32 protein-coding genes are annotated in these 21951 nt (G+C 61.3%); 10 read left to right on the forward strand and 22 right to left on the reverse strand.

Translation table 11 applies throughout. The features are described 5' to 3' along the window. Positions 1-206 precede the first annotated feature (206 nt). The 4 genes from ACFQ6Y_RS17855 (at position 207) to ACFQ6Y_RS17870 (ending at position 3633) form a co-directional block, all read left to right on the forward strand. On the forward strand, positions 207-1787 hold the full coding sequence (locus ACFQ6Y_RS17855) for a flavin monoamine oxidase family protein (protein ID WP_378635705.1): 1581 nt from the start codon (positions 207-209) through the stop codon (positions 1785-1787). Positions 1788-1826: 39 nt separating this feature from the next. Further along, on the forward strand, positions 1827-2498 hold the full coding sequence (locus ACFQ6Y_RS17860) for a Rid family hydrolase (RefSeq protein ID WP_378635355.1): 672 nt from the start codon (positions 1827-1829) through the stop codon (positions 2496-2498). Then, on the forward strand, positions 2498-2674 hold the full coding sequence (tatA, locus tag ACFQ6Y_RS17865) for a Sec-independent protein translocase subunit TatA (RefSeq protein WP_019747480.1): 177 nt from the start codon (positions 2498-2500) through the stop codon (positions 2672-2674). Before ACFQ6Y_RS17860 ends, tatA begins: the two co-directional genes overlap by 1 nt. Before the next feature lie 74 nt (positions 2675-2748). Continuing rightward, complete coding sequence (locus ACFQ6Y_RS17870) at positions 2749-3633, forward strand: DMT family transporter (RefSeq protein ID WP_378635359.1); 885 nt, start codon at positions 2749-2751, stop codon at positions 3631-3633. Here the strand turns inward: ACFQ6Y_RS17870 and ACFQ6Y_RS17875 are convergent. From ACFQ6Y_RS17875 to ACFQ6Y_RS17895, 5 genes are all read right to left on the reverse strand, one after another. Further along, positions 3630-4244 carry a class I SAM-dependent DNA methyltransferase gene (locus ACFQ6Y_RS17875; RefSeq protein ID WP_378535868.1) on the reverse strand — a complete coding sequence of 205 codons (615 nt, stop codon included), beginning with the start codon at positions 4242-4244 and terminating at the stop codon, positions 3630-3632. The genes ACFQ6Y_RS17870 and ACFQ6Y_RS17875 overlap by 4 nt on opposite strands. Further along, on the reverse strand, positions 4241-4999 hold the full coding sequence (locus tag ACFQ6Y_RS17880; RefSeq protein ID WP_378635364.1) for a PIG-L deacetylase family protein: 759 nt from the start codon (positions 4997-4999) through the stop codon (positions 4241-4243). The genes ACFQ6Y_RS17875 and ACFQ6Y_RS17880 overlap by 4 nt, the downstream gene beginning before the upstream one ends. Further along, positions 4993-5931: an acyl-CoA dehydrogenase gene (locus tag ACFQ6Y_RS17885; RefSeq protein ID WP_378535872.1), complete on the reverse strand. Its 939-nt coding sequence runs from the start codon at positions 5929-5931 to the stop codon at positions 4993-4995. The genes ACFQ6Y_RS17880 and ACFQ6Y_RS17885 overlap by 7 nt, the downstream gene beginning before the upstream one ends. Then, complete coding sequence (locus ACFQ6Y_RS17890; protein ID WP_378535874.1) at positions 5928-6632, reverse strand: glycosyltransferase; 705 nt, start codon at positions 6630-6632, stop codon at positions 5928-5930. Before ACFQ6Y_RS17890 ends, ACFQ6Y_RS17885 begins: the two co-directional genes overlap by 4 nt. Positions 6633-6899: 267 nt before the next feature. After that, the gene (locus tag ACFQ6Y_RS17895; RefSeq protein ID WP_378535876.1) at positions 6900-7667 is read right to left on the reverse strand and encodes an ANTAR domain-containing protein; all 768 of its coding nucleotides are present in this window, start codon (positions 7665-7667) and stop codon (positions 6900-6902) included. 136 nt (positions 7668-7803) lie between these two features. Between ACFQ6Y_RS17895 and ACFQ6Y_RS17900 the strand changes: the two genes are divergently transcribed. Then, positions 7804-8475: a HemK2/MTQ2 family protein methyltransferase gene (locus ACFQ6Y_RS17900; protein ID WP_378548572.1), complete on the forward strand. Its 672-nt coding sequence runs from the start codon at positions 7804-7806 to the stop codon at positions 8473-8475. Here the strand turns inward: ACFQ6Y_RS17900 and ACFQ6Y_RS17905 are convergent. Next, positions 8432-9481: an iron-containing redox enzyme family protein gene (locus tag ACFQ6Y_RS17905; RefSeq protein WP_378635368.1), complete on the reverse strand. Its 1050-nt coding sequence runs from the start codon at positions 9479-9481 to the stop codon at positions 8432-8434. The genes ACFQ6Y_RS17900 and ACFQ6Y_RS17905 overlap by 44 nt on opposite strands. On the opposite strand from ACFQ6Y_RS17905, the gene ACFQ6Y_RS17910 reads away from it, so the two are divergent. Then, positions 9482-9721 carry a CDGSH iron-sulfur domain-containing protein gene (locus ACFQ6Y_RS17910; protein WP_378535882.1) on the forward strand — a complete coding sequence of 80 codons (240 nt, stop codon included), beginning with the start codon at positions 9482-9484 and terminating at the stop codon, positions 9719-9721. A 146-nt stretch (positions 9722-9867) separates the two neighbouring features. Here the strand turns inward: ACFQ6Y_RS17910 and ACFQ6Y_RS17915 are convergent, their stop codons facing one another. From ACFQ6Y_RS17915 to ACFQ6Y_RS17925, 3 genes are all read right to left on the reverse strand, one after another. Continuing rightward, positions 9868-10071 carry a cold-shock protein gene (locus ACFQ6Y_RS17915; RefSeq protein ID WP_003943666.1) on the reverse strand — a complete coding sequence of 68 codons (204 nt, stop codon included), beginning with the start codon at positions 10069-10071 and terminating at the stop codon, positions 9868-9870. A gap of 316 nt (positions 10072-10387) precedes the next feature. Beyond that, the gene (locus ACFQ6Y_RS17920) at positions 10388-11365 is read right to left on the reverse strand and encodes a YihY/virulence factor BrkB family protein (protein WP_378535884.1); all 978 of its coding nucleotides are present in this window, start codon (positions 11363-11365) and stop codon (positions 10388-10390) included. A gap of 94 nt (positions 11366-11459) precedes the next feature. Then, positions 11460-11897 (reverse strand): STAS domain-containing protein, encoded by a 438-nt coding sequence (locus ACFQ6Y_RS17925; protein WP_378635372.1) that lies wholly within the window; start codon positions 11895-11897, stop codon positions 11460-11462. 329 nt (positions 11898-12226) lie between these two features. Here ACFQ6Y_RS17925 and ACFQ6Y_RS17930 point away from each other — a divergent pair, with 329 nt between their 5' ends. Further along, positions 12227-12475 (forward strand): hypothetical protein, encoded by a 249-nt coding sequence (locus tag ACFQ6Y_RS17930; RefSeq protein ID WP_030535920.1) that lies wholly within the window; start codon positions 12227-12229, stop codon positions 12473-12475. A gap of 16 nt (positions 12476-12491) precedes the next feature. Here ACFQ6Y_RS17930 and ACFQ6Y_RS17935 read toward each other — a convergent pair whose 3' ends face one another. Both ACFQ6Y_RS17935 and ACFQ6Y_RS17940 read right to left on the reverse strand, forming a co-directional pair. Beyond that, on the reverse strand, positions 12492-13274 hold the full coding sequence (locus ACFQ6Y_RS17935) for a SigB/SigF/SigG family RNA polymerase sigma factor (RefSeq protein ID WP_378535889.1): 783 nt from the start codon (positions 13272-13274) through the stop codon (positions 12492-12494). Continuing rightward, positions 13271-13705 (reverse strand): ATP-binding protein, encoded by a 435-nt coding sequence (locus tag ACFQ6Y_RS17940; protein WP_378635377.1) that lies wholly within the window; start codon positions 13703-13705, stop codon positions 13271-13273. Before ACFQ6Y_RS17940 ends, ACFQ6Y_RS17935 begins: the two co-directional genes overlap by 4 nt. A gap of 236 nt (positions 13706-13941) precedes the next feature. Here ACFQ6Y_RS17940 and ACFQ6Y_RS17945 point away from each other — a divergent pair, with 236 nt between their 5' ends. Next, positions 13942-14379: a hypothetical protein gene (locus tag ACFQ6Y_RS17945; RefSeq protein WP_378535893.1), complete on the forward strand. Its 438-nt coding sequence runs from the start codon at positions 13942-13944 to the stop codon at positions 14377-14379. Between the two features lie 30 nt (positions 14380-14409). On the opposite strand, the gene ACFQ6Y_RS17950 is transcribed toward ACFQ6Y_RS17945, so the two are convergent. The 5 genes from ACFQ6Y_RS17950 to ACFQ6Y_RS17970 form a co-directional block, all read right to left on the reverse strand. After that, on the reverse strand, positions 14410-14730 hold the full coding sequence (locus ACFQ6Y_RS17950; RefSeq protein WP_378635381.1) for a WhiB family transcriptional regulator: 321 nt from the start codon (positions 14728-14730) through the stop codon (positions 14410-14412). 185 nt (positions 14731-14915) lie between these two features. Continuing rightward, positions 14916-15620, reverse strand: coding sequence for an ANTAR domain-containing protein (locus tag ACFQ6Y_RS17955; protein ID WP_378635384.1), 705 nt, complete (start codon positions 15618-15620; stop codon positions 14916-14918). Between the two features lie 48 nt (positions 15621-15668). Further along, positions 15669-15803: a hypothetical protein gene (locus ACFQ6Y_RS17960; protein ID WP_020968725.1), complete on the reverse strand. Its 135-nt coding sequence runs from the start codon at positions 15801-15803 to the stop codon at positions 15669-15671. A gap of 73 nt (positions 15804-15876) precedes the next feature. Next, positions 15877-16422: a Dps family protein gene (locus tag ACFQ6Y_RS17965; protein ID WP_378635387.1), complete on the reverse strand. Its 546-nt coding sequence runs from the start codon at positions 16420-16422 to the stop codon at positions 15877-15879. Positions 16423-16506: 84 nt separating this feature from the next. Next, a complete protein-coding gene (locus tag ACFQ6Y_RS17970; protein ID WP_378548304.1) occupies positions 16507-16665 on the reverse strand; it encodes a hypothetical protein in 159 nt (52 codons plus the stop codon). Positions 16666-17023: 358 nt separating this feature from the next. Between ACFQ6Y_RS17970 and ACFQ6Y_RS17975 the strand changes: the two genes are divergently transcribed. Further along, entirely contained in the window at positions 17024-17326 is a 303-nt protein-coding gene (locus ACFQ6Y_RS17975) for a MerR family transcriptional regulator (protein WP_378448631.1), read from the forward strand. Here ACFQ6Y_RS17975 and ACFQ6Y_RS17980 read toward each other — a convergent pair. The 4 genes from ACFQ6Y_RS17980 to ACFQ6Y_RS17995 all read right to left on the reverse strand — a co-directional run bounded on the left by ACFQ6Y_RS17980 (position 17298) and on the right by ACFQ6Y_RS17995 (position 20217). Then, positions 17298-17714, reverse strand: a complete 417-nt coding sequence (locus ACFQ6Y_RS17980) for a hypothetical protein (RefSeq protein ID WP_378635389.1) — start codon at positions 17712-17714, stop codon at positions 17298-17300. The genes ACFQ6Y_RS17975 and ACFQ6Y_RS17980 overlap by 29 nt on opposite strands. Before the next feature lie 137 nt (positions 17715-17851). Next, complete coding sequence (locus ACFQ6Y_RS17985; protein WP_378635391.1) at positions 17852-19354, reverse strand: trehalose-6-phosphate synthase; 1503 nt, start codon at positions 19352-19354, stop codon at positions 17852-17854. Then, positions 19351-19770 (reverse strand): STAS domain-containing protein, encoded by a 420-nt coding sequence (locus tag ACFQ6Y_RS17990; RefSeq protein WP_378635394.1) that lies wholly within the window; start codon positions 19768-19770, stop codon positions 19351-19353. The genes ACFQ6Y_RS17985 and ACFQ6Y_RS17990 overlap by 4 nt, the downstream gene beginning before the upstream one ends. Positions 19771-20046: 276 nt before the next feature. After that, the gene (locus ACFQ6Y_RS17995) at positions 20047-20217 is read right to left on the reverse strand and encodes a PI-type proteinase (protein WP_378635397.1); all 171 of its coding nucleotides are present in this window, start codon (positions 20215-20217) and stop codon (positions 20047-20049) included. A gap of 195 nt (positions 20218-20412) precedes the next feature. Between ACFQ6Y_RS17995 and ACFQ6Y_RS18000 the strand changes: the two genes are divergently transcribed. After that, complete coding sequence (locus tag ACFQ6Y_RS18000; protein WP_007726566.1) at positions 20413-20661, forward strand: hypothetical protein; 249 nt, start codon at positions 20413-20415, stop codon at positions 20659-20661. Between the two features lie 214 nt (positions 20662-20875). On the opposite strand, the gene ACFQ6Y_RS18005 is transcribed toward ACFQ6Y_RS18000, so the two are convergent. Then, on the reverse strand, positions 20876-21367 hold the full coding sequence (locus tag ACFQ6Y_RS18005; protein ID WP_378635399.1) for a hypothetical protein: 492 nt from the start codon (positions 21365-21367) through the stop codon (positions 20876-20878). Continuing rightward, on the reverse strand, positions 21364-21942 hold the full coding sequence (locus ACFQ6Y_RS18010) for an RNA polymerase sigma factor (protein WP_378635402.1): 579 nt from the start codon (positions 21940-21942) through the stop codon (positions 21364-21366). The genes ACFQ6Y_RS18005 and ACFQ6Y_RS18010 overlap by 4 nt, the downstream gene beginning before the upstream one ends. Between the last annotated feature and the right edge of the window lie 9 nt (positions 21943-21951).

The raw sequence follows: 21951 nt of genomic DNA on the forward strand, positions 1-21951 counted from the left end.
GATATTGCGGACATGCTTCCGCTGATCGCACTCGGGTGAGAGAGCAAGATGCGAACGCTCGCACGTTTCTCACTCGGTCCCCACCGACTGTTTCCTGCGCGTCAAGTTCCGGACCCAACGCTCCTGAAGTCTGTGTTCAACACCAACCACCCGGGTCACCGGGAGCACACTGGGGAGCTCGAATGCCATACACACGTAGATCTTTCATGCGCAGCCTGGGAATCACCGGCGGCGCGGGCCTGGCACTCGGTGCTATGTCGTCCATCGGCCTGGCGCCGGCAGTGGCGTCGACGCCGAGACGATTCCAGGCACCCGCCGCGGGTGACCTGATCGGAAAGGTCAAGGGAAATCACTCTGTCGTGATCCTCGGCGGCGGACCCGCCGGGCTGTGCTCGGCCTACGAACTGCAGAAGGCCGGATACAAGGTCACTGTCCTCGAAGCGCGCAACCGCCCGGGTGGTCGGGTGTGGTCGATCCGCAACGGCACCGAAGAAACCGACCTGAACGGCGAGACACAGACCTGTACGTTCTCGGAGGGGCACTTCTACAACCTCGGTGCGACGCGTATTCCGCAGAATCACAACACCATCGACTACTGCCGCGAACTGGGCGTCGAATTGCAGATGTTCGGAAATCAGAATGCGAACACCTTCGTCAACTACTCCGGCAACAAGCCGCTCGCGAATCAGTCGATCACCTACCGAGCAGCCAAAGCCGACACATACGGATACATGTCCGAGCTACTGCAGAAGGCCACCAATCAGGGTGCCCTCGACCAGGTTCTGAGCAAGGAAGACAAGGAGGCGCTCTCGTCGTTCCTCACCGACTTCGGTGATCTCTCCAGCGACGGCCGCTACGTCGGTTCCTCGCGTCGCGGGCACTCTGCAGAACCGGGGGCCGGCCTCAACTTCGGAACCGAGATCGAACCCTTCGGGATGAGCGATGTGATCCAGGGCGGCATCGGGCGCGCATTCTCCTTCGAGTTCGGTTACGACCAGGCCATGACGATGATGACCCCCGTGGGCGGCATGGACCGGATCTACTACAAGTTCCAGGACGCGATCGGCATGGACAACATCGAGTTCGGCGCCGAGGTCAGCGGGATGAAAAACGTCCCGGAAGGCGTCACGGTCGATTACGTCGTCGACGGCAAAGCCAAGTCGATCACCGCCGACTACGCGATCTGCACGATCCCACCGCACTTGATCAAGCGGCTGAACAACAACCTGCCCTCAGACATCCTGCTCGCGTTGGATGCCGCCAAGCCGTCGTCGTCGGGCAAGCTCGGTATCGAGTACTCGCGTCGGTGGTGGGAGACCGAGGACCGCATCTACGGCGGTGCCTCCAATACCGACCGCGATATCTCCCAGATCATGTTCCCCTATGACCACTACAACTCCGACCGCGGCGTCGTCGTCGCGTACTACAGCTCGGGTAAGCGTCAACAGGCTTTCGAATCGCTGACCCACCGTCAACGGCTCGCCAAGGCCATCGCCGAAGGCGCAGAGATTCACGGCGACAAATACATTCGCGACATCTCATCGTCCTTCTCCGGAAGCTGGCGGCGCACCAAGTATTCGGAATCCGCCTGGGCATCGTGGGCCGGCGCGGGAGATTCCCACGGCGGCATGGCAACTCCCGAGTACACCAAGCTTCTCGATCCCGTCGACCGGATCTACTTCGCCGGCGATCACCTCTCCAACGCCATCGCCTGGCAGCACGGGGCCTTCACGTCCGCGCAGGACGTCGTCACTCATCTTCATCAGCGTGTTGCGCAAACCGCCTGACGTGCTTTGTTTTCCATCCCTTTCTCTGGAGGTCAGATCATGAAATCTCGCAGCACCAAGATCCTTGCGGCCGCATTTGCCGCCACCGCGCTGCTGGGCACCGCCACAGCCTGTTCATCCGATGAAGCGGACGCCGAGACCACATCGAGTTCGTTTGTCTCCAAGTCGGTCATCGAAGCGGGGCAGGCCAACCCGATGATCGCTCAGGGCGTCGCAATCGGCGGCGACACCGCGATCTACAAGACCAGTGGCATCGGCCCCTCGGCAGGCAACAAGGCGGCGCCGGAAGGATCCCCCGAGTCGTACATCGACGGCCAGTTCTCTGGCGGAGTTCTGCCCACCGGGGTGACCGTCACCGAGGCTCAGGGCATCAACGTCCTCAAGAAGATCCGCGACAATCTCGAAGCCCAGGGGTTGAGTCTCGAGGACGTCGTCACGATGCGCGTCTTCCTCGACAACGCACCGGGGTCGGACAAGGCCGACTACACCGGATGGAATCGCGCGTACCGCCAGTTCTTCGCCAATACCAATCTCGACACGGGCGACACGGAGTTGGTGCCGATGGGCACTGCCGAACCGATCGCCCCGATCGAGCGCAACAGCGCCCGGCCGACCCGCTTCGCCCTGGAGGTTGCGGGACTGCCGGTGGCCGGTTGGCTCGTCGAGGTAGAGGTCGACGCGGTGTACCCCGAGGGCAAGGAACCCGCCTGATGGGCGCGCTCAGCCCAACCCACTGGGCGATCGTCGCAGTAGTACTCGTAGTGCTGTTCGGTTCGAAGAAGCTGCCCGACGCCGCCCGCGGCCTCGGTCGGTCGATGCGGATCCTCAAGACCGAAGTCGGTGAACTGCATTCGGATACGGACCTCGCGCTGGAGAAGCGAGACTGACCCCTGTGCGCGGTTGAGGAGTCCCCACACTCCTCAACCGCGCACAGGTGGGGGTGCTGTGCAAAAGTGAAAGCGTGTCCCACACTCTGCTTGCCGCGATCTTCGCCATCGGTGCGGCGCTCTGCATCGCCGTTGGCACCGTTGTGCGCCAGCGCACGGCCGCTGTTGTTCCGGACGATTCGATCGGGGCACTCGGACCCATCACGACGCTCGTCCACAGCCCGGTCTGGTGGCTCGGCACCGTGGTCGGAATCGCAGGATATGCGCTGCAAGCGTCGGCCCTCGGCCTCGGATCGTTGCTCCTCGTTCAACCGCTCCTCGTGCTCTCACTGCTGTTCGCACTGCCGTTGGGCGCCCGGTTCAGTGGACGCCGTATCAGCGCTCGCGAGTGGTTGTGGGCCGCGGCACTCACCACATCTGTTGCAGTCTTGGTGATTGTGGGAGATCCGCGGCCGGGTGAGCCCCGAGCCGAAACACACCACTGGATCGTGATCTCCGCGATCGGATTGCCGTTCATCGCGCTCTGCCTGTTCGGGGCACATCGTCGAACAGGCTCCGCCCGCGCCCTCCTACTCGGTCTTGCCGGCGGAACGCTCTTCGGCGTAGCAGCGGTATTGACCAAGGGCGTCGTTCATCTCGTGAACCTCGGACCGCACGCGATCCTGACGTCTTTCGAGCTCTACGCACTGATCGTCGTTGCCGCCGTCGCGACGTCTTTGCAGCAGTCGGCTTTTCAGGCGGGGGACCTCCAGGCTTCGCTGCCGGCCACCACGATCATGGAACCGGTCGTGGCGTCGCTGCTCGGATTCGTGGTGCTCGGTGAATATCTCGATGCGGATCGAAAGGTCGCCGCCGTGCTCGTCCTCGCGCTCGCGGCCATGGCTGCGGCGACCATTGCCCTGGCGCGAGGGGCCGCGAACGACGACGCGAACGCAACCCCTCGTACGCCGGTCGGCTAGATCAGACCTTCGGAACGAGCCACCGACGGTGGTGACGGCGGACCCTTCACGAAGACGTCGATCAGCACGTCCTCGTCCTGGTACGACGCGAACTGTGCCAACCCCGGCGTCTGGCGCACAGCCGAATGAACGGCGTCACCGTTCTGCGGATACTCCGGTACGACGTGACGCCAGTGGGCGCACAGCAGAGTGCCGCCAGGCTCGAGATGCTCGACGACCTGCAGCATTGCCTCAACGAGTTTGTCGAAGGTCAGGTAGTAGCCGACCTCGCTGATGACGACGAGGTCGAAGGTCTCGCCGGGCCAGTCGTCGCCCAAAGCCCAGAGGCGGAATTCGGCGTCGCGACCGGCAAGCCGCGCACGAGCACCGTCGAGTGCGGCCGGGACGATGTCGGTCGCGAGAACGCTGTCGCAGCGCTCGGCCAATTTCTCGGTGAGAACCCCGATCGAGCACCCAGGTTCGAATGCACGACGGTATCGGGGTTTCGGGAGCATCGCGACACTGAGCGCGTATTTTCGCTGCTCGTACCAACGGGATTCGAAATCCCATGGATCAGATTGTGCGGCATACATCTTGGCGAAGTAATCCGCGGGAAGTTCACGATCGGTCATACGAACACCGTTTCGTACGGGCGCAGTAAGCGTTCCATCACGTGTCGGGGGAGTATGGGTGCATCCGCAGGGTGATCGGAGAGCGGTGCGATCTGTGATGTGAACTCTTGGGCAGCAGCAGATTTTGCGGCCTGAACATCAGACGGCAAGGTCACTCTTCTGACTCGTTCCCACGGGACTGCCGCATGATCCGGCGCGGCCCAATGCCAAGCCCAGATGGGATACTCGATCAACCGTGATCCCGTGTCCTCGCAAGCCTTCGCAGCTGCGTCCCCGGTGGATTCATGGTCCGGATGGCCGTCCCCACGCCACGTCGATGCGCACCAGGTTTCCGCCGATGAATCACCGAGAATCGAGCTGAGGCGGTCGGTTAACTCCTGCCGGTTCTCGCCGATCCTCCCGTCCGGGATACTCAGTCGAACGGGCGTAGGAATTCCGAGTACACGCGCTGCCTGATCCGACTCGGACCGTCGAAGTCGTTCCATCTCGGGCTGAGACACAGTCGGTGAGTCGGGATGTGAAGCTCCGCCGTCGGTGACGGACACCACTTGAACCTCGATTCCGGAAAGTGCTGCCAGAAGGGCGGTTCCACCCAGCCCCAGTACTTCGTCGTCGGGATGGGGAGCGACGACGATCAATCGTGAGCACCCGGTGAGATCCAGTTCCGGAAAACTACGTCCCCACTCCCTCCACGTCGATTCGGGGGTGCCGCCGTCGTCGACAGGCTTCTGCGCGAACAGTTTCGAGTTCACCACGGCCGTTTCCCCTTGGCCGCGATCCGGCCGAGTTCGGCGAGATCCTTCTCGGCGTGGCTCTGCCGCAAGTAGACGGTGAGGTCGGCTACCCGCGCGGCATGTTCGGCGTCCATGCAGAGCGGTGCGGCTCCGAGAGCGCGTCCGACCCGATCGAGGGTTTCCGTCGCGGCACGCTCCACGATTGCGCGAACGCGTAGGGCCCGTTGCATGGCTTCGGCATTCTGGTCAGCGGGATCTGCGTCGATCTCCGCTGCCGCGACTGCGAGAGCGTTGCGCGCCGCGGCCAACGCTGCGTCGACTGCGCCGAGATGTGCGAGGACGTACGGATCTTCGGTGCTTGCGGCCTTGTCGTACAACGGATCTGCGACTCCGCAGGCGCCGCCGTACCAGCATGCAGCCACGCCTATCGCCCCGTGCCAGAACCCAGGCCGGCTCAGGTAGTCGCCTGCCGTTCCGACCGGTATGGCCGGAACCATGTCGAAGTCGACTGCACTGGAGTCGCTTTCGGCCATACCGACGGCCTTCCACGAATCGGGAACCGGATGCACTCCAGGTAGTCCGAGTTCAACCGCGAAGAGAGAGGGGACTCCCTCGACTAAGGCGGTGATCAGTGCATGCGTGCAGGTGTTGGCGCCAGAACACCACAACTTGCGACCGGTGAGTGTCCAGATCCCCACGTGCTCAGACGCATTCACCACCGGTGTGGGTGGCTCGGCTGCCCACACGCCCCACAGCTGTCCCGGTTCGGGATCGGGTCCGTCGAGTTCGGTGAGTATCGCGACGGCGTCGGTGTGAGCCTCAGCCATCCGGCCGAGAACCACGTTCTCCCGTGTGAGCTCTGCGAGGGAGGTCCACCGTGCGGCCGTTGCGCCGCCGCCGGGCAGTGGCAAATACAGTCCGCCTGCATCCAAGAGTGTGTGTAGTCGTTTCATCGTGCCAGCTCCGCTTCTTCGTTATCGGCGGTCGTACCACCCAGGTTACGGATATGTCCGGCAAAGCCGCCCGGCGTTCGGCCGTCGAGGCGCGCAGACGTGGTGACCGCAATGTCTTCTGCCCACGCGATACACGCGCCCGCCGCGCTCAATCGTCGGACGAGATCGACGTCCTCGTCCTCCTCGAGATCGGAGAATCCTCCGACGCTCCAGTACATGTCAGCGCGAACACCGAGGTTGGCGCCGTGGATGTGACCGTGTCGACCATATGGATGTGCGTGGTACATACGTTCGTATCGCTCGCGGACGGACTGCGGCTGGCCCTCCCAATCTGCGATGCGAACGGTTCCCGCAACCACGTCCGCGGTACGCGCATATTCCAATTGGCGCGCAATCCAGGTGGGTCCGACCACCGAATCGGCATCGGTGGTGGTGAACCACGCTGAAGGACCCAAATCTCGGCCGAACTCGGAGAAGCCGGTCGCTCGTGAGCGCCCGACGTTCTGGTGCTCGACGCGGAGCACATCCACGCCTTCGGGGATGACCCCCGCGGTTCCGTCCGAACAGTTGTCGAGGACGGCGACAACTCGGACGGGGACAACGCAAGCCGACGCCGCTGTTGCGAGTGCACGAAGGCAATTGGGAAGGTCTTCGGCTTCGTTGTGGGCGGGAACTACGACAAGAACCTGGTCGATTGGCACAGCGACGATCCTTTCCTCACCCTGGTACGGTCGGGTTTTCTTTCGTCCCGGTTCTCAACAGATAACCACATTTCAGACGAGTGCCGCCGCTCGACCGCCAGCAGTCGCGCAGGTCGAAACCTGTTTCGGTGAAACATCTCTGGATACGTTTGGGAGCTGAACCTTCGGGGTACAAAATGGGGTTTTGCGACTGTGTCTTCGGGTGCAAAACGGGGTTTTGCGACTGTGTCTTCGGGTGCAAAACGGGGTTTTGCGACCGAAGAATCTTCAGAACCTGCGGTGGCGCACCGAATCGATGAGCATCCGTGCAACGTCGTGGAGTTTGACGTTGGTGTGCTGTGATTGCTGCACGAGTCGACTGAATGCTTCCTCGGCGTCGATACCGTGGACGGCGATCAGGACGCCCTTGGCCTGCTCGATCTCGGCCCGAGACTCCATGGCGCAGTGCAATTGTTCGATGTGCTCGTGTGCCTGACGCCAGCGTCGTGAATCCGCGATCGCCGCGCCCGCACCGGCGGTGAACAATTTCATCAACTCTTCGTCGAAGGCCTTGAACTCGGTCGATGCGAATCCGTAGACGTTGAAAGCGCCGAGAAGTTCGGCGCTCCCCTCGCCCATGGTGATCGGCACGGACAGATAGGACCGGACGCCTTGTTTGCGGGCCTCGACGGTGAATTCCGGCCATTCGGCTTCGTGATCACCCACCTTTGCCCGGACCGACGAGACTGAGCGTGCGGCGTCCACACACGGTCCACGATCGGCGGAGTGCTGGGCGTGGTCGATCGCGGAGAGATAGTCCGCGGTAGATGCAGCAGTTCGCGGGCCATCGGCCGACAACACGGTCACGCTGACTGCGTCGGCGTCCGGCAGTGCCTTGACCGCCGTCTCGGCCAGACGTTGGAGCATGGAGTCGAGGTGCTCGTCCGTGTTCAGATTGGACCGGAGTCCGGCAATCGCTTCGGCGAGAGTGTCGAGTGAATCTGCTGCGGAAGCAAACGCCGCGGCCCCTTGTGGAGTGTCCGCATTGCCTGTCATGACTCAGGTCTACTCCGCAAACTGCGGCGATGTAACCGTTCCAGGCTGCCGATGCTCCAATATTGCATGAAATTCGGGGTTCCGGGGTAGCCGCACGCAGCGATGCGCGATGTCGCCTGAAAAAGAGGAGCCGATGATGATCCTGCGTTTACCCGGTGTGTATCCACCGCAACATGACACGTCGTTACTCGCGGATGCACTGCTGTTCGAGCACCTCACTGCTCGCAGTCGCGTGCTGGATTTGTGCACCGGGACCGGCGCCCTCGCCGTCGCGGCATCTACGGCAGGTGCAGGCCACGTCGTCGCGGTCGACATATCTCGCCGAGCGTGCGCCAATGCTCGTCTCAACGGAATCCTCAACGGCACCTTGATCGATTCCCGTCGTGGCGATCTCACCGAGGCCGTGCACGGCGAACACTTCGATCTGGTGATCTCCAACCCTCCGTACGTCCCTGCACTTGCAGATGACCTCCCTACCACTGGAATCGAACGAGCTTGGGACGCAGGCAAGGACGGACGCGCCCTCATCGACAGGATCGCGGCCACCGTTCACGACGTACTCGTCCCCGGCGGCACACTTCTTCTCCTACAGTCGGTACTGTGCGGGGTCGACAAGACCGAGGCGATACTCGAGGAACACGGTATGGCCGTGGAGATTTCGGCCCGGAAGTACATTCCGTTCGGGCCAGTGATGCGTGAGAGACGCACGATGCTCGAGGCGCGGGGGTTGATCACCACCGGTCAGGAAATCGAACAACTCGTGATCATTCGCGCAACGAAGTCTCACCCTTCTCCCAACTCGATGTGAGGTGTTCGCCGAGAAGATCGTCGAACGCGAGGCAAGCTGCGGCGCCGAACAAGATGTCGCCGGCGCGGTGTGGCTGCGAAGAAGCAAGGCCGCCGGCAAGTTCGCGAACGGCAATCTGTTCGTGGACGGAATCCGCTTCGACGTGCTCGTCGTAGAACAGGGTCGCGTGCGAACCGAATCCGAGTCGGCGCAGGCCGGCGCTGTAACGCTTGCTCGGCAGCGCCGACGTGGTCTCGACGGCGCACAGGTGCCCGACCAGGGTGCCGAGATGTCGGCGATGAAAACCGAAGAGCGAGAGAGCATTCAACGACGCCAAGGTCACGGCGGGAACGGCATCGATGTAGTGACCGTAGCGGTCCGAAAGGCCGACGGCCCGCATCGTGTCGGCAAACAGACGCGAATGCATGCGCTCTGCGCGGCCGCCTCCGTACTCGTCGCTCTGCACTTCGACGAGGGCTGCCTTGACGGCGCCGGAGAGCCGAGAAATTCCAAGGGTGTGCACATCCGCTTCGCGGAGCTGATTGAGTGAACGGTGAATCAGCACCTCCGCGAACTGATCGACCGTGGCGTCCTTCGCCATGTAGGACGCAAGACCGGGTCCGGCACTGGGCGCCGTCATCGCCCACAGGTCGGCCACCACGTCGCCAGACGACGGCACAGTCCCCACGAGTTGCGCGATGGCGGACTCGAAGTGCGTTTCGAGACGAGACCGCACCGCGAGCAGGTCCGGATTCCACTCCCACTCGTCCGAGATGTTTTCTATTCCCTGCAGATGAAGCTCGTAGAGGAGCGTCAGCGTCAACTGGGCGTCGTCGTCTCGAAGAATGTCGTAGGTGTGGTCGGTGGAGCGTGCGTCTTCGTACGCGTCAGCGGCCGCCTTCAGCTCCCTCGGATCGGCGGAGGAGAGCAGAATGGAAACGAGAGTGGCGCTCAGTGGGCCGCGAGCCTGCGGAACAGGCATGGAAGTAGGCACGCCAGTGGCCGAATCGAGAAGTGAAGAGGACATATGACCGCGTTTCCCGAATCGTCATCTGCCGAAACACCGGATGGTTCCGGGTGCAACACCACCATAACCGCCTGCTCGGACGGACCGCTGCTGGTGCGTGGTGACTTCGAGTTGCTCCGCGACGACGGCACTCCGATAGAGAACAAGCGCTCTACGGTCGCTTTGTGCCGATGTGGACGGACCGCCATTGCGCCGTTCTGCGACAGCTCCCACAAGAAGAAGCGGGCGCGAGCGAGTTAACCGGTACCGAACTCGGCACGCGCCGGACCTGAAAACCAAGGAGACCCGGAAACCCAGGGGACCCAGAAACCAAGAAAAGGCTGGATGCCGGCACCGTGCGGTGCAGCGTCCAGCCTTTTCAGTCTGAATTCAGACTGGGATCGAACTCAGATGGCGCGAACGTTCTGAGCCTGGGGGCCCTTCTGGCCCTGTCCGATCTCGAACTCGACCTTCTGGCCCTCGTCGAGGGACTTGTAGCCGCTGCCCTGGATCTCCGAGTAGTGAACGAACACATCCGGTCCGCCACCTTCCTGCTCGATGAATCCGAAGCCCTTTTCACCGTTGAACCACTTGACACTGCCCTGAGCCATAACCAAATTCTCCTGGATCCATCGAGCCGAGCCCTCCCATCGAGAGTCCGGTCTCACACCTGATCCTGCCATGCTCTTCTTTTTCTGTCTCCAATTACATGCATGGCGAGTTGCAGTAATTGACGGGTTTGTCCCGTTCCGGGGCCGCGTCGGAAGCAGGTGATTGTTCAACTATGCGCGTTTACCTGCTGTGATGTATTCGTCGCTTCGATACAGCGCGAAATGACAACACCTGTGTTAAATCTGGATTCGCGGCGCAGAATGTCACCCCGATACTCAGGACGGGACCAAATACCCAACTCGATCGGGGTCGAGATCAGTCCGATTCGTCGGGTTTGGTGTGCCCGTCGAACGTCACGTGGATGTTCTCGTGGGGAACCGCGCGTTGTGCTTTTGCTTGATCGGCGAAGGTACGTCGATCGCCTTCGATGAGTTCGGTGTTGTCGGTGAACGGAGCCAACAACGCCCGCGGATGGAGTTTGTCGACTCGCACGACGTTGATTTCCGCGCACATGACGATCGAGGCGGCAGCGAGGAACAAGAAGGCCAGCAAACCCAGAACGATGGCAAAGACGCCGTTGGTGGTGGAGGCGCCCCGCACCACGGATGTCACGTAGAGGGCACCGAAGGACTGAAGTGCTTGCCAGAGAACAGCAGCGGCGATCGCACCAGGTGCCACATCGGCTACCGAGAGCGGGCGGGCGCAGGTGAGCCGGAAAGCGACGATGAAGATGCCCGCATTCAAGACGACTACCGCGAGGGTCAGCAGGAAGCTGAACGAACCGCCCAGATGAAGCGCACCGCCGATGTTGGAGACAGCGGTGGTCCCCAAGATCGCGAGACCGATCGTGCCGAGGAGTAGTAGCCCTTGAAGACGCCCGCGGATGGGATCCGGTCGCATGTTTCGGGGCACCGACCACACCGTGTTCATCGCATTCTGGCAAGCCAGAGCGACACCGAGGCCACCGTAGAGACCACCGACGATTCCGATCACCAAACCCGTGACGCCGCCGCCGATCTGTTGCGCATTGCCCAGGTCGTCACCGATGACCGGGAACTGATGCAAGGCCGAGTCCAAGATCTGTTGCTGAAGTTCGGGGTTGTCCGACAGCACGAAGCCGAGAATCGTGGAGAGCAAGAGAAGCAGCGGAAACAGCGAGACGAAGCCGTAGTAAGCGATCAGCGCGGCGAGATAAACACCTTGATCGTCGAGGAACTTGTAGAGGACCGCTATAGGGAACCCCAGTGCCGGATGCTTCTGTTGCAAGGCATCGAGGCGCTTGGCGATTGTCATTCTCGGTCTCTCTCAGCTCGTCGGACAGCCCGACGAACCTTAGTCGCTGCGAGCGCACAGCGCTCGGCGCTCGACGTGGGTGCCGGGCGTGCCGTCAGGAGGCTTCGAGCGACTTCTCTGCTTCGCGGAGCGCGCGCATGGCTCCCTCGACGGAGTTCGTAACCGGAAATTCTTCTTCGGCCCGCGCTGCCCGAAGCAAGCGTCGAAGTGGGTGCGACCCGATGACGGACCACTGGAAGTCGTGGGCTCGCGAACGGGAGTTCAGCTCGGCGAACAGTTCGAGGCATACCGCACCGACGAACAGTGAATTCGACAGGTCGAGGATGACGCGAGACCACTCCGCAGCGTATGTGCTGAGAAGCTCTTGCAGTGCGGGGGCGGAGAGTTTGTCGAGGTCGACATCGACCAGGATCAGGACTGTCGAGGGTGCTACCCGCCAGGCGGCGAAGCCTTGTGTTTCCACGATCGGACCCAATTGTGTTGAGGGATCGATGGAATCGATCGAAGTGTGGTCGAGTTCATTCAGATTCATGGCAGATCCGGTCTGTGTGCTTTCATCGAAAGGCTGACGACCGATCTGGCGGCGCGGAAAGTGAATGCGTCCAGGCGTGGAAAGTTTTAAAGCTCAATGGATATGCGCAGGACAGGTACGCGCGAACGTACTCACCTGATCCAGAGCCTTGATGCGAACCGAGCGCCAGTGGCTTCAACCCCGGCTGTATTCTCAACCTCGGTACCGCTCAGTGTAGCTCGAGGGTGTAAATCGGTCCAGGTGTGGAGTCGAACATCAAGCAGTGCAATGTTTTTGGCTATACGCTTCGGTAGGGTGGGGGATCAGCGTCACCGGACGAAGGGATTCAGATGAACGACCGCGATGCACTTACGGCCATCTCGACCAAGCTCGACACGCTGATCGGAGCGGAGACCAACGGTCTGCGGGACGAGGTTCCGCCCGGTTCCAGTGTTCAGCGCACCGAGCAGGACGGGGAGCACGGAAGGTGGGGTCACGATTATCGCCTCGCCAACAAGTATCTCGAGGCCCTCGACATCGGTCAGCCCGGGCTCATCGACCGAGACGAGATGGAACGTCTTGCGCAGGAGTACATCTGATCGCCGAGACGTACCGTCAGAAGATTTCGCCCATCTCGGTGCGTAGCTGTTTCAGTGTCTGCGTGAGGATTCTGGACACATGCATCTGGGAAAGACCGACCTTCTCGGCAATCTGAGACTGGGTGAGATGACCGAAGAATCTCAGAACGACGATGGTGCGCTCGCGCTCCGGTAATGCCAGGAGCGCGGGCCGCAATGTTTCGTGATTGTCGATCTGACTGATCGCTTCGTCGTACTGACCCAATGTGTCGATCAGAGTCAGTCCGCTCCCGTCGCCGGCGGACGCGGTGTCGAGCGGTGTGGTCCGATACGAGTTGCCCGCCGTCAGCCCCTGTTCGACCTCGTCCGGCTCGATGTCGAGTTCTTTCGCGAGTTCCGCGACGGTCGGAGCACGCCCGAGCGTCTGGGACAGCGACGTCAGCGCCCGGTTCAGGGCAAGGTGTCGTTCTTGAAGGCTTCGCGGGACGCGCACGGACCAGCCGTGATCGCGAAAATGCTTGCGTACCTCACCCATTACGGTCGGGACGGCGAACGACAGGAAATCCGATCCCTTTTCCACGTCGAATCGCTGCACGGCTTGTACCAACCCGACACGCGCAACTTGTTCCAAGTCCTCGAAAGGCTGGCCGCGCCCCTGGTAGCGGCGTGCTACGTGGGTGGCGAGCGGCAGACACAATTCGATGATCGAGTTGGTGATCTTTTCTCGGGTCGGATCTTCAGGCGGAAGCGAAGCCATCGAAACGAACAATTCGACAGCTAGTTCGTACTGGTCCTTCTTGTCCGGTGGGACAGTGGTCACGCACGCTCCTGGAGCAAGCCCTTTTCAAGCGTCATCGTCAGCGTGATGTGACCGTCCGCGTCGATTTCCGACTGTTCCAAGCGGACGGAGTCGACCAGTGCCTCGAGAACGAACCATCCGAAGCTGTGCGACTTGTCGGGAATCTCGGAGTGCGCAATCACTGAAACGACGGTCCGAAGTGTGCGACCGAACGTCTCGAAACTGCACGTCAAGTCGCTGGACGGTATCGCATGGCCGATGAGGATACTCGCGACTTCGTCCATCGCCAGGGCAAGATCGGCTGTCCCGTCGACATCCAATCCGGTGTTGTTGGCGACAGTGCGGGTGATTCCACGCAGAGTCGGAAGTTGAGAGTACGACGCTCGGACGCGGAGCGAGGCAATGGAGTCGTGAGTAAGTTCGGCTTCGGTCGAACTCGACAGAGGGATCAAGGGACTTCCTGTAGGTAGATGTGGCGGTATTCCGGCAGAACGAGGCAAGGACCGGTAGCGGCCATGCGTGCCGACCATCTCGACCCCAGAGGTGTTCATGGCCTTCGATTACCCTTCGCCCGGCGAACTAACCCTCTTTACTTGAACTAGAGGATGAATTGTGAGACACATCACCTGTGGTGCGCTCGTACCGAATCTCATCTTTCATTTGTGGCGCCTTCGGGTACTGCGACCTCATGGGCACCCATTCGGACAGGCAGATCCCCGTACACATACGACCGGAAGGCGTCACGGATGATGCGGTGAAGGCGGCGGGGGTGCTGTCGAATGCCCTCGAAACCGTGGAGCGTGCGCGCGGCGCTCTGTACGACTTCCATCAGCTGATCGGGCACGCGGATTTGATGCTCGACGAGGTCGTCGAGCATCTGCGCACCAGCGGCAACGACGAACTGGCGGATCAAGTCGAGGACGAGTTGATGGGCCGGAACGTGGTCGAGGGGCGTTGGACTTTCCAACTGGTCGAGGAGTTCGACGAGAACTACTGGTCCTTCTTCCGCGAATGCGAGAAGGTGGTGCGCGACCGACTGGCGGGCGGAGTGCCGCATCTCTTCGAATCCGAGATGAAGGAGCGTCGACGCACGCATGGGCGTCGACACCACGAGGCGCGGCCCTGAGTTTCCACACTACGAGGTCTGTCCCCGAAGTTATTGCGCCTGTTGGCTCGATACGGCACTGACCAGTGGTCCAGTTCGCGCCTTACGCAACGATTCTCGTTCGGTTGCCGTCATCCCGCCCCAGATGCCGTGTGGTTCCCCGGTCTGGATGGCGTGCACCAGGCATCTCTGCACGACGGGGCACCTGGCACACACCAGCTTCGCCGAACTCTCGCGCTTCGCCCGCCTCGATCCGCGCTCGTTCGTGTCGTCGTAGAACAGAGCGGGGTCGGTGTCGCGGCAGGTGCCGGACAGTTGCCAATCCCACTCGTCGGCAAGGGGCCGCGGAGATGTGTAGGAGCGCATGAACATGGACGTTCCCTTCGCTGCGTGACGAACTCGACTCGGATCGCGGATCCAGGTCGGGTGTTAAGGCAAAGCTCGGTCCCGCCGGCCTGAACCGGCGGGACCTTCGAGGCTCCTCCCTCGAGAGGGAGAAATTCGGGGGTACCTCTGGTCGGTCATTACCCAGCCGTACAACTTTTGAATCCCGGTCGTCAGGAATTCTTTTGATCGCCGGCTCGTCTCTCTGCTGCGGCGACAAGACCGCCGGCTCGTCTCTCTGCTGCGGCGACAAGACCGCCGGCGATGTCGCGCACCTTGACGTTCCACTCTTGCGACATCTCGACCAGAAGGTCGAAAGCTTGGTCGGCTGAGCACTCACGCTCGGCCATCAGCAATCCCTTGGCCTGCTCGATCACGGGCCGAGAATCCAAAGCTCTTCTCAGTTCGTCATTTTCCGCGCGAAGGCGGGCGAGTACGTCTGGCGCCGAGCTGGACTGCTGAGCCTGCGGTCGTGAAACCTCGTACACACGATGAAGCACCCCGATCACCCGGCCGTCGTCATCGGTGACGGCGGAATTCACCGTATTCCAGTAGCGCGTGACAAACAGCCCGGAACCGCGCTCGTCGCGCACGTCGTAACGCTGAGTCGGCAGCGCATCACGAGATTTGGTTTGCATCACCCGCTCGAACGACATTGTCAACGAGGAGATTCCGTCCGCAAAAGAGTCGGCAGGATTGTCGGGAAAGGCCTCGAACACTTCCACTCCGTGCAGTTGATCCAAACTGCGATCGGACATGGCAAGGTATTCTTCGTTTGCTCCCCGGACGCGAAAATCGCTGTCCACGAGGAGGAGAGAAGAAGTGCTTGCCGCAAACCGATCGCTACAGGCGATCGAGCGGAGAGTGCTCGAACTCATGATTGTGTCGTTTCTGTCCTGTCTTCGACGGCCGTGGCGCGTAGTGATTCAGAAGTAGTTGATGGCCAGGACCCCGAGAGCAGTGCCTGCCACGATCGATCCGAACAACAAGCGCTGTTGCAGTACGAACATTTGATACTCGCGACGCGTTTGCGCTGACGTGCCGCGCGAGTCCGCAGACATGCTCCTACCCTTTCCGGTTGTGGGGAGCGCGATTTCGGCCGACCCCCGATCGGCCGAAATCGAGGACGGTGAATCAGTTCTGACGGGCCTCGTTTGCAGCATCTTGCTCGGTGGACGCGCCTTCGTGAACGAGGCTGCCACCGGAGTTCTCGAGGTGCGCGCGAACGAACCACTGGAACTTTTCCAACTGTGCCGTCTGGCCGATCAACATGTCTTCGGTGATCGGGTCGATCTTTCCGACGCTCTCGATTGCAGCGCGACTGTCTGTGATGACCCCGGTGTAGACCAGGTCGAGCGCCGCGAGGTGAGCGCGAGCGTCGTCGCGGCCGACGGAGTAGTCGTCCCACGTCCGGTCGCGTTCGATCGCTCCTGCGGTGCCCTTGGGCGAATCGCCAAGTGCCGCGATACGTTCCGCCACATCATCGGCGTAACCGCGAACCAGTTCCACCTGCGGGTCGATCATCTCGTGCACGCCGATGAAGTTGGGTCCGACGACGTTCCAGTGGACGTGCTTGAGCGTCAGGTGGAGATCGTTGTAGGCGCTGAGCCGTTCCTGCAGGGTATCGGCGACGGTCGAGCCGTCTGCGCTGCTCAGTCCCGGTACGGTGAACTCGGACATATGTTTTCCTCTCGTCATGATGGGGATCGCCCTCCAACGGGGCGGTCGCGCGCCATCGTCAATCGGATCGCGGGTCGGTCAGGTTCAGTGCGCGAGTGCGGCTGGTTCCTCTGTCACCGGGTCGCCGAACATCATCGCGATTCGGCGCTTGACCTCGACGGTCGTCAAAGTCGCGCTTGCGGCAGTGATCGCGATGCCGGTGTTGCTCTCGCCCTGTGTGGGCGGGATGTCGATCGTCGTCATCTTGCTCCCGGTGAAGAGTGTGCCGTGAGGGAGTCAGCTGAACCACCAACTCCGACGTCTGGGTGTTCTACAGCTTCGAGTGCCGGTTATGGCGCTTTCAGGTGCTACAAAATCTATATCAGCCGATGTAGATAATTGGCAAGGTAGCGTCGTTCGAACTGCAGAAGCAAGTTGTGTGCCGCTTCCCATCGAAAACGCTCCTCACCTGCGCGTACACACTCTATTTGCTTCTCATTTTTTGCCGCAAGTGGTCCTGGACACCTTTGAATCTATGTCGCCCGCGTCAGATTCACTGCGTGATGGTGCTAAGGTCGGATGACGCCGACGAAGGCAGCCGACACCGAACTAGGAGGTTCCAGTGACGTCGGAATCTCAGACCCGGGCGCTGCGTGGCGTGTACGGGATCTCAGTGATGTCAGAACTGTCCGGAGTAGGACCTCAAACGCTGCGCCTCTACGAGCGAAGGGGCCTGCTCACACCGACGCGAACGGATGGCGGTACGCGCCGGTACAGCGAGGCTGATCTGGATACGCTCGGACGAATCACCGCGCTGATCGACGACGGAGTCAATCTTGTGGGAATCCGTTTGATCTTGTCTCTCGAAGCCGAGAATGCCGTTCTGGCGGCTCGGATCAGTCAGTTGACTGCGGAAGCCGGCTAGCTTCCGTGGGGTGCGACGGTGCGTCGGTGCGGGCAGGGTCGCCGAAATCTGCATCTGCGACGATTTTGTTGCCGGCGCGTTCGATCTGCTCCAGCGCTGTATCCAGGGCATCGACCAGCCATTGATGCGACGCCTGTGCGAGCAGTTGATCGGGAGTGTCGGTCAGTTCGGACTGAAAGAATCTCACCAGCCACAAGTCGCCCAGATCAGGCTGATCTGAAAGCCCGGCAACGGTATTGGTGGCGAGCAGGTATCGGTTGTACTCGAGATCAACACGAATCGCATACTCGCCGAACAGATTCACCACATTGGCCGGCCGATGAGTGGCGGCGGCGAGCGCAATGAGAGCGTCGTTGTAGGTCTCGGAATACTTCATCGTGAGGGGCATGGTCGGCCTGTCTTTCTGGGCCGATGCAGCATTGCACGGCTATGGCGAGGAGATCAGTTCGCAGCCGCTGCTTGACGATGAACTGAAACCAATCCTAGCTCGAGTATCTGCTCACCCTTGACTCAAGCCCGCGGTGGTCAGTTGTTGCGCGCGAAGTCGGACTCACGCTCCGTGACGAACTGATCTTCCGGGCGCGGTTCAGTCGGGGCAAGGGCGGTCAGGAACGATTCGGCCCACTGATGCACGTCGTGCGACATGACCTGGCGATGCAGGGCAGCCATGCGGTGACGGCCCTCTTTCGGATCCTGATGAACAGCGGTCAGGATCGTATTCTTCACGCCGTCCAGATCATGCGGGTTGACCAGATATGACTGTCGTAGTTCCATTGCAGCGCCGGTGAACTCGCTGAGAACCAGAGCGCCGCCGAGGTCACCGCGGCACGCTACGTACTCTTTGGCCACGAGATTCATCCCGTCGCGCATCGGCGTCACGAGCATGACGTCGGCAGCGACGAACAGCGCGATCAGTTCTTCTCGGTCGACCGGCTGGTACAGGTAGTGAACGACGGGGCGGCCGATCTGACTGTGGTCGCCGTTGATTCGACCCACCTGTTCCTCGATGACACTGCGTAGATCGATATAGTGCTGCACGCGTTCACGACTGGGCGTGGCGAGCTGCACCATTGTGTACTTCTCCGGGTCCAAGCGGCCCTCGTCGAGAAGTTCCTTCAGTGCCTGCAGCCGCAGGTCGATGCCTTTGGTGTAGTCGAGGCGATCGACTCCCAGAAGGATCTTCTCGGGATTGCCGAGCTCTTCCTTCAATTCGCGTGCTCGGCGCAACACCGATTCGCTCTTCGACTGGCGCTCGAGTTCGGCGGAATCGACGGAGATGGGAAATGCTCCCACCTTGACGACGCGAGAATCGAAATCGACATGCCCCAGCGCACTTCGCACACCGACGCCCGCTGTTGTCGTCTTCAGGCCGAGTAGTTTGCGGGCCAAGAACAGGAAATTGTTTGCGCCACCGGGTAAGTGGAAGCCGATCAGGTCGGCACCCAGCATCCCCTTGACGATCTCCTTGCGCCACGGAAGCTGCATGAAGAGCTCGACCGGAGGAAAAGGAATGTGAAGGAAGAACCCGATAGTCAGGTCTGGCCGCAGTTCACGCAGCATCGCCGGCACGAGTTGCAATTGGTAGTCCTGCACCCAGACGGTAGCTCCGTCGGCGGCGCAACGCGCGGTTTCCTCGGCGAACCGCTGGTTGACCGCGACGTATGTGTGCCACCACGACCGCTCGAACGTCGGAGCCACCAGAACATCGTGGTAGAGCGGCCACAACGTGTCGTTGGAGAACCCCTCGTAGTACTCGGCGAGGTCCTGAGAGGTCAGTTCGACGGGAAAGAGGCGGAGGCCGTCCACAACTATGGGATCGACCTTCTCGTCTGCGACGCCCGGCCAGCCGACCCAAGCGCCGTCTCGCTGCCGCAGGATGGGTTCGAGCGCGGTGACGAGCCCGCCCGGACTTCGCTTCCAGTTCTTGCCACCGTCGTCGTCGGCTGCAGTGTCGTCGATTTCCAGATCGACGGGCAGTCGGTTGGCGACAACGACGAATTCGGAAAGCCTTTCGAGATCGTTACTCACGCCGACATCGGCTCCGCCAGGGTCTCGTCCATGATGGCGGCAGCGGACAGGTACGTGACCGCCTCGGCCACAGAGTCGGTGAACACGATGTCGACATCCATCTTCAACAGGGACAGCGGGCGCCTGACAGGGTGCGCTGCGATCAGTGTCCACGGGACGCCGAGCCTTCGAGCCTTGGCCGACAGAGTTTCGATGATGGAAAGACCTCCGACGGAGATGAACTGGACGTCCGAGCAGTCGACTACGAACGGGTGACGCTCGCTGATCAGATCATCGACGCACGCCGCAAAATCAGCTCGGGATTGGATGTCGATCTCGCCGCTGACCACCAGTGACTGAATGTTTTCCGCAGACGTGACGGTGAAAATCGGGGGACTGTCGGCACGCTCATCTGTAGTTCTCGAAAACTCGTTCATCGAAACTCCTGACGGATTGCTCGAAACGGTTCGTTCGAATCGGTCTGGTTCGAAACGGCCTAGTTCGAAACGGTTTCTTGCGAAACCGGGGAAACGGCACGGGAAGCAACACGCGAACCGTGCACGTCTTCAACGGCTGGGTGCTCAACCGTGCTGAGTGCCTACCCTACCGCATCACGAAACCGCAGGTGAAAAGCGTTAGATCCGTGAGGATTTCAAGGTCCCGTGAGCGCGTGCTCACGGGACCTTGGTCCCGATGATTCAGTTCGGGCGAGATCAATCGGTGTCGGTCGCCGGACCGGTCGTTGTGGCGCCACCCTCGTCGGCCCACGTGCGCTCGCCCGACGGATCGGTCTGAACGTCCTTGTGTGCGGCGTCGGGGCCGGTGCCGGTGGTCTGCGACTCGTCCGTCTGGTCGGTGTGGTCGGTGGGATTCTGTTCGCTCATGGAGTCTGCGTTCCCTTCGGGAAGTAGTTGTTCATGTACTCGTCGTTTCCTGCTCACCCGCGAGGGGTACTCAATAGGAGGTAGTGCGTCAGGTCCTCACCCGCGAGGGGTACTCAATAGGAGGTAGTGCGTCAGGTCGAATCGACAACCAGCGAAGTCAGCTGTCACCGAAGCAGGAGATTTCACGTGAACCATATGACCGTGACGACCGAACACCTGCGTGCACTACTTGGCAGCGGCCCCCATTCGGAATTGGTAGCGGTCGGGGGCGAGATCGAGATCTACGTCCCCGATGAAGAAGGGTTCGGCCTCGAGGGTATCTCGCTTGTCACTCGCGAGCAGTTGGCCGAACGCCTGCCTTCCTCGCCCGACAACCCCGACGAAGGCGAACTGCGTATCGCTGCAGAATCGTTGAGCGAGATGATCGCCGAACTCGGCGGCTGAGACGCTGCAGCAGCCGACTTCAGATCTGCGGGATCGGATCCGGGGGATACGGGTTCGGTGGCGTCGGAGTGGGCGGCACGGGTGGCGGATTCAGCGGATCGGGTGGTGTCGGCGCGGGAGGTGTCGGCGACCCCGGGTCGGGAACAGGACCCGGATCCGGGGGTGGGGGAGTGGTCATGAGTGCCGGGTTCCCAAACACGTGCTGAACAAACACCTAGTGTTCGGAACGGCTTTTTGTATTTTTCCCGGCAGGTAGATCGTCGACGATGTCGGTCACGGCGATGTGAACGCTCTCTGCAGAGACCGGTGGTTCCATATTGCCGAGGATCATGTGAACGACATCGACGACCGTGAATCGCACCCGATCCGACAGCTCGGCCAGATCGACTCCGTAGGGCGCAGCCAGTTCGACACGTAGTGAACGTATTTCGTGGCCGTCGACAAAGAACTCGATGATGCTCGGTGAGCAGTGGTGTCGAGAACGTATCTCTGCGGCGAGGTGGGTGCGGAGGACATGATCGCTTACCGACACCGTGCCTAGACGCGGACCCTCGGACGCGTGCGCGTTCAGTGGCCAGCCCGATGCCGAGGTCGATCGGAGCGCCCGGATCACCTTGTCGCTGATTCGATCCCAGCCTGGCTCCGGGGCATTTCGCAGGACCTCGGATGCGTGCGCCATCAATGCGTCGGTTCGTGATTCGATCATCGCCACCTCGTCATTCGTTCACTCAGGTTAGCCCGTGCACGATGGTGATGCCCACGCACCGCATCCGGAGTGAGTCTTAGAATCTTTCCGATTTGAACGAACGTGAGCATCTCCACCTCTCGCAGCGTCCAGGCCGCGCGCTGGCGGTAAGGCAATTCCCCCAACGCTTCCTCCAGCGCCTCCAGGAAGGCGGAGTTCGAGGTCGAGTCGAATGGACCGGCCTCGGGAGACGGTACAAGAGGGTCGAGCAGTTTGTCGTCGATCGGTTGAGCTCTCTTGATTCGGTAGCTGTCCACGATCTTTCGTGAACAGATCGCGAAAAGCCATGTTCGCATGGATGATTCACCGCGAAACGATTCGAGTTGACGCCATGCGGCCACGAAGGTGTCCTGGACTACCTCGAGAATGTCGCCTTCGTCCGCGAGCATTCGACGTGCATAGCGGTGGAGCGCTGGTCCGTAGTGGTGCACCAGTGACTCGAATGCTTCTCGGTCGCCGAGTATCGCAGCGTCCACTGTCGCGGTGTCCAAGCCGTCAGGCGCTTCCGTGAGCCCCTGTGTGAGCGGTAACGCCACAGTCGCTCC

The organism is Rhodococcus sp. NPDC056516 (genome assembly GCF_042794655.1).
GTDB lineage: Bacteria > Actinomycetota > Actinomycetes > Mycobacteriales > Mycobacteriaceae > Rhodococcus_F.

What these genes read in the sequence shown, in the direction of transcription:
- ACFQ6Y_RS17855 (WP_378635705.1), top strand. Translation starts at nt 207, where the DNA reads ATGCGCAGCCTGGGAATCACCGGCGGCGCGGGCCTGGCACTCGGTGCT.
- ACFQ6Y_RS17860 (WP_378635355.1), top strand. Translation starts at nt 1,827, where the DNA reads ATGAAATCTCGCAGCACCAAGATCCTTGCGGCCGCATTTGCCGCCACC.
- tatA (WP_019747480.1), top strand. Translation starts at nt 2,498, where the DNA reads ATGGGCGCGCTCAGCCCAACCCACTGGGCGATCGTCGCAGTAGTACTC.
- ACFQ6Y_RS17875 (WP_378535868.1), bottom strand. Translation starts at nt 4,244, where the DNA reads ATGACCGATCGTGAACTTCCCGCGGATTACTTCGCCAAGATGTATGCC.
- ACFQ6Y_RS17885 (WP_378535872.1), bottom strand. Translation starts at nt 5,931, where the DNA reads ATGAAACGACTACACACACTCTTGGATGCAGGCGGACTGTATTTGCCA.
- ACFQ6Y_RS17895 (WP_378535876.1), bottom strand. Translation starts at nt 7,667, where the DNA reads ATGACAGGCAATGCGGACACTCCACAAGGGGCCGCGGCGTTTGCTTCC.
- ACFQ6Y_RS17900 (WP_378548572.1), top strand. Translation starts at nt 7,804, where the DNA reads ATGATCCTGCGTTTACCCGGTGTGTATCCACCGCAACATGACACGTCG.
- ACFQ6Y_RS17905 (WP_378635368.1), bottom strand. Translation starts at nt 9,481, where the DNA reads ATGTCCTCTTCACTTCTCGATTCGGCCACTGGCGTGCCTACTTCCATG.
- ACFQ6Y_RS17910 (WP_378535882.1), top strand. Translation starts at nt 9,482, where the DNA reads ATGACCGCGTTTCCCGAATCGTCATCTGCCGAAACACCGGATGGTTCC.
- ACFQ6Y_RS17915 (WP_003943666.1), bottom strand. Translation starts at nt 10,071, where the DNA reads ATGGCTCAGGGCAGTGTCAAGTGGTTCAACGGTGAAAAGGGCTTCGGA.
- ACFQ6Y_RS17920 (WP_378535884.1), bottom strand. Translation starts at nt 11,365, where the DNA reads ATGACAATCGCCAAGCGCCTCGATGCCTTGCAACAGAAGCATCCGGCA.
- ACFQ6Y_RS17925 (WP_378635372.1), bottom strand. Translation starts at nt 11,897, where the DNA reads ATGAATCTGAATGAACTCGACCACACTTCGATCGATTCCATCGATCCC.
- ACFQ6Y_RS17930 (WP_030535920.1), top strand. Translation starts at nt 12,227, where the DNA reads ATGAACGACCGCGATGCACTTACGGCCATCTCGACCAAGCTCGACACG.
- ACFQ6Y_RS17945 (WP_378535893.1), top strand. Translation starts at nt 13,942, where the DNA reads ATGGGCACCCATTCGGACAGGCAGATCCCCGTACACATACGACCGGAA.
- ACFQ6Y_RS17950 (WP_378635381.1), bottom strand. Translation starts at nt 14,730, where the DNA reads ATGTTCATGCGCTCCTACACATCTCCGCGGCCCCTTGCCGACGAGTGG.
- ACFQ6Y_RS17955 (WP_378635384.1), bottom strand. Translation starts at nt 15,620, where the DNA reads ATGAGTTCGAGCACTCTCCGCTCGATCGCCTGTAGCGATCGGTTTGCG.
- ACFQ6Y_RS17960 (WP_020968725.1), bottom strand. Translation starts at nt 15,803, where the DNA reads ATGTCTGCGGACTCGCGCGGCACGTCAGCGCAAACGCGTCGCGAGTAT.
- ACFQ6Y_RS17965 (WP_378635387.1), bottom strand. Translation starts at nt 16,422, where the DNA reads ATGTCCGAGTTCACCGTACCGGGACTGAGCAGCGCAGACGGCTCGACC.
- ACFQ6Y_RS17970 (WP_378548304.1), bottom strand. Translation starts at nt 16,665, where the DNA reads ATGACGACGATCGACATCCCGCCCACACAGGGCGAGAGCAACACCGGC.
- ACFQ6Y_RS17980 (WP_378635389.1), bottom strand. Translation starts at nt 17,714, where the DNA reads ATGCCCCTCACGATGAAGTATTCCGAGACCTACAACGACGCTCTCATT.
- ACFQ6Y_RS17990 (WP_378635394.1), bottom strand. Translation starts at nt 19,770, where the DNA reads ATGAACGAGTTTTCGAGAACTACAGATGAGCGTGCCGACAGTCCCCCG.
- ACFQ6Y_RS17995 (WP_378635397.1), bottom strand. Translation starts at nt 20,217, where the DNA reads ATGAGCGAACAGAATCCCACCGACCACACCGACCAGACGGACGAGTCG.
- ACFQ6Y_RS18000 (WP_007726566.1), top strand. Translation starts at nt 20,413, where the DNA reads ATGACCGTGACGACCGAACACCTGCGTGCACTACTTGGCAGCGGCCCC.
- ACFQ6Y_RS18005 (WP_378635399.1), bottom strand. Translation starts at nt 21,367, where the DNA reads ATGATCGAATCACGAACCGACGCATTGATGGCGCACGCATCCGAGGTC.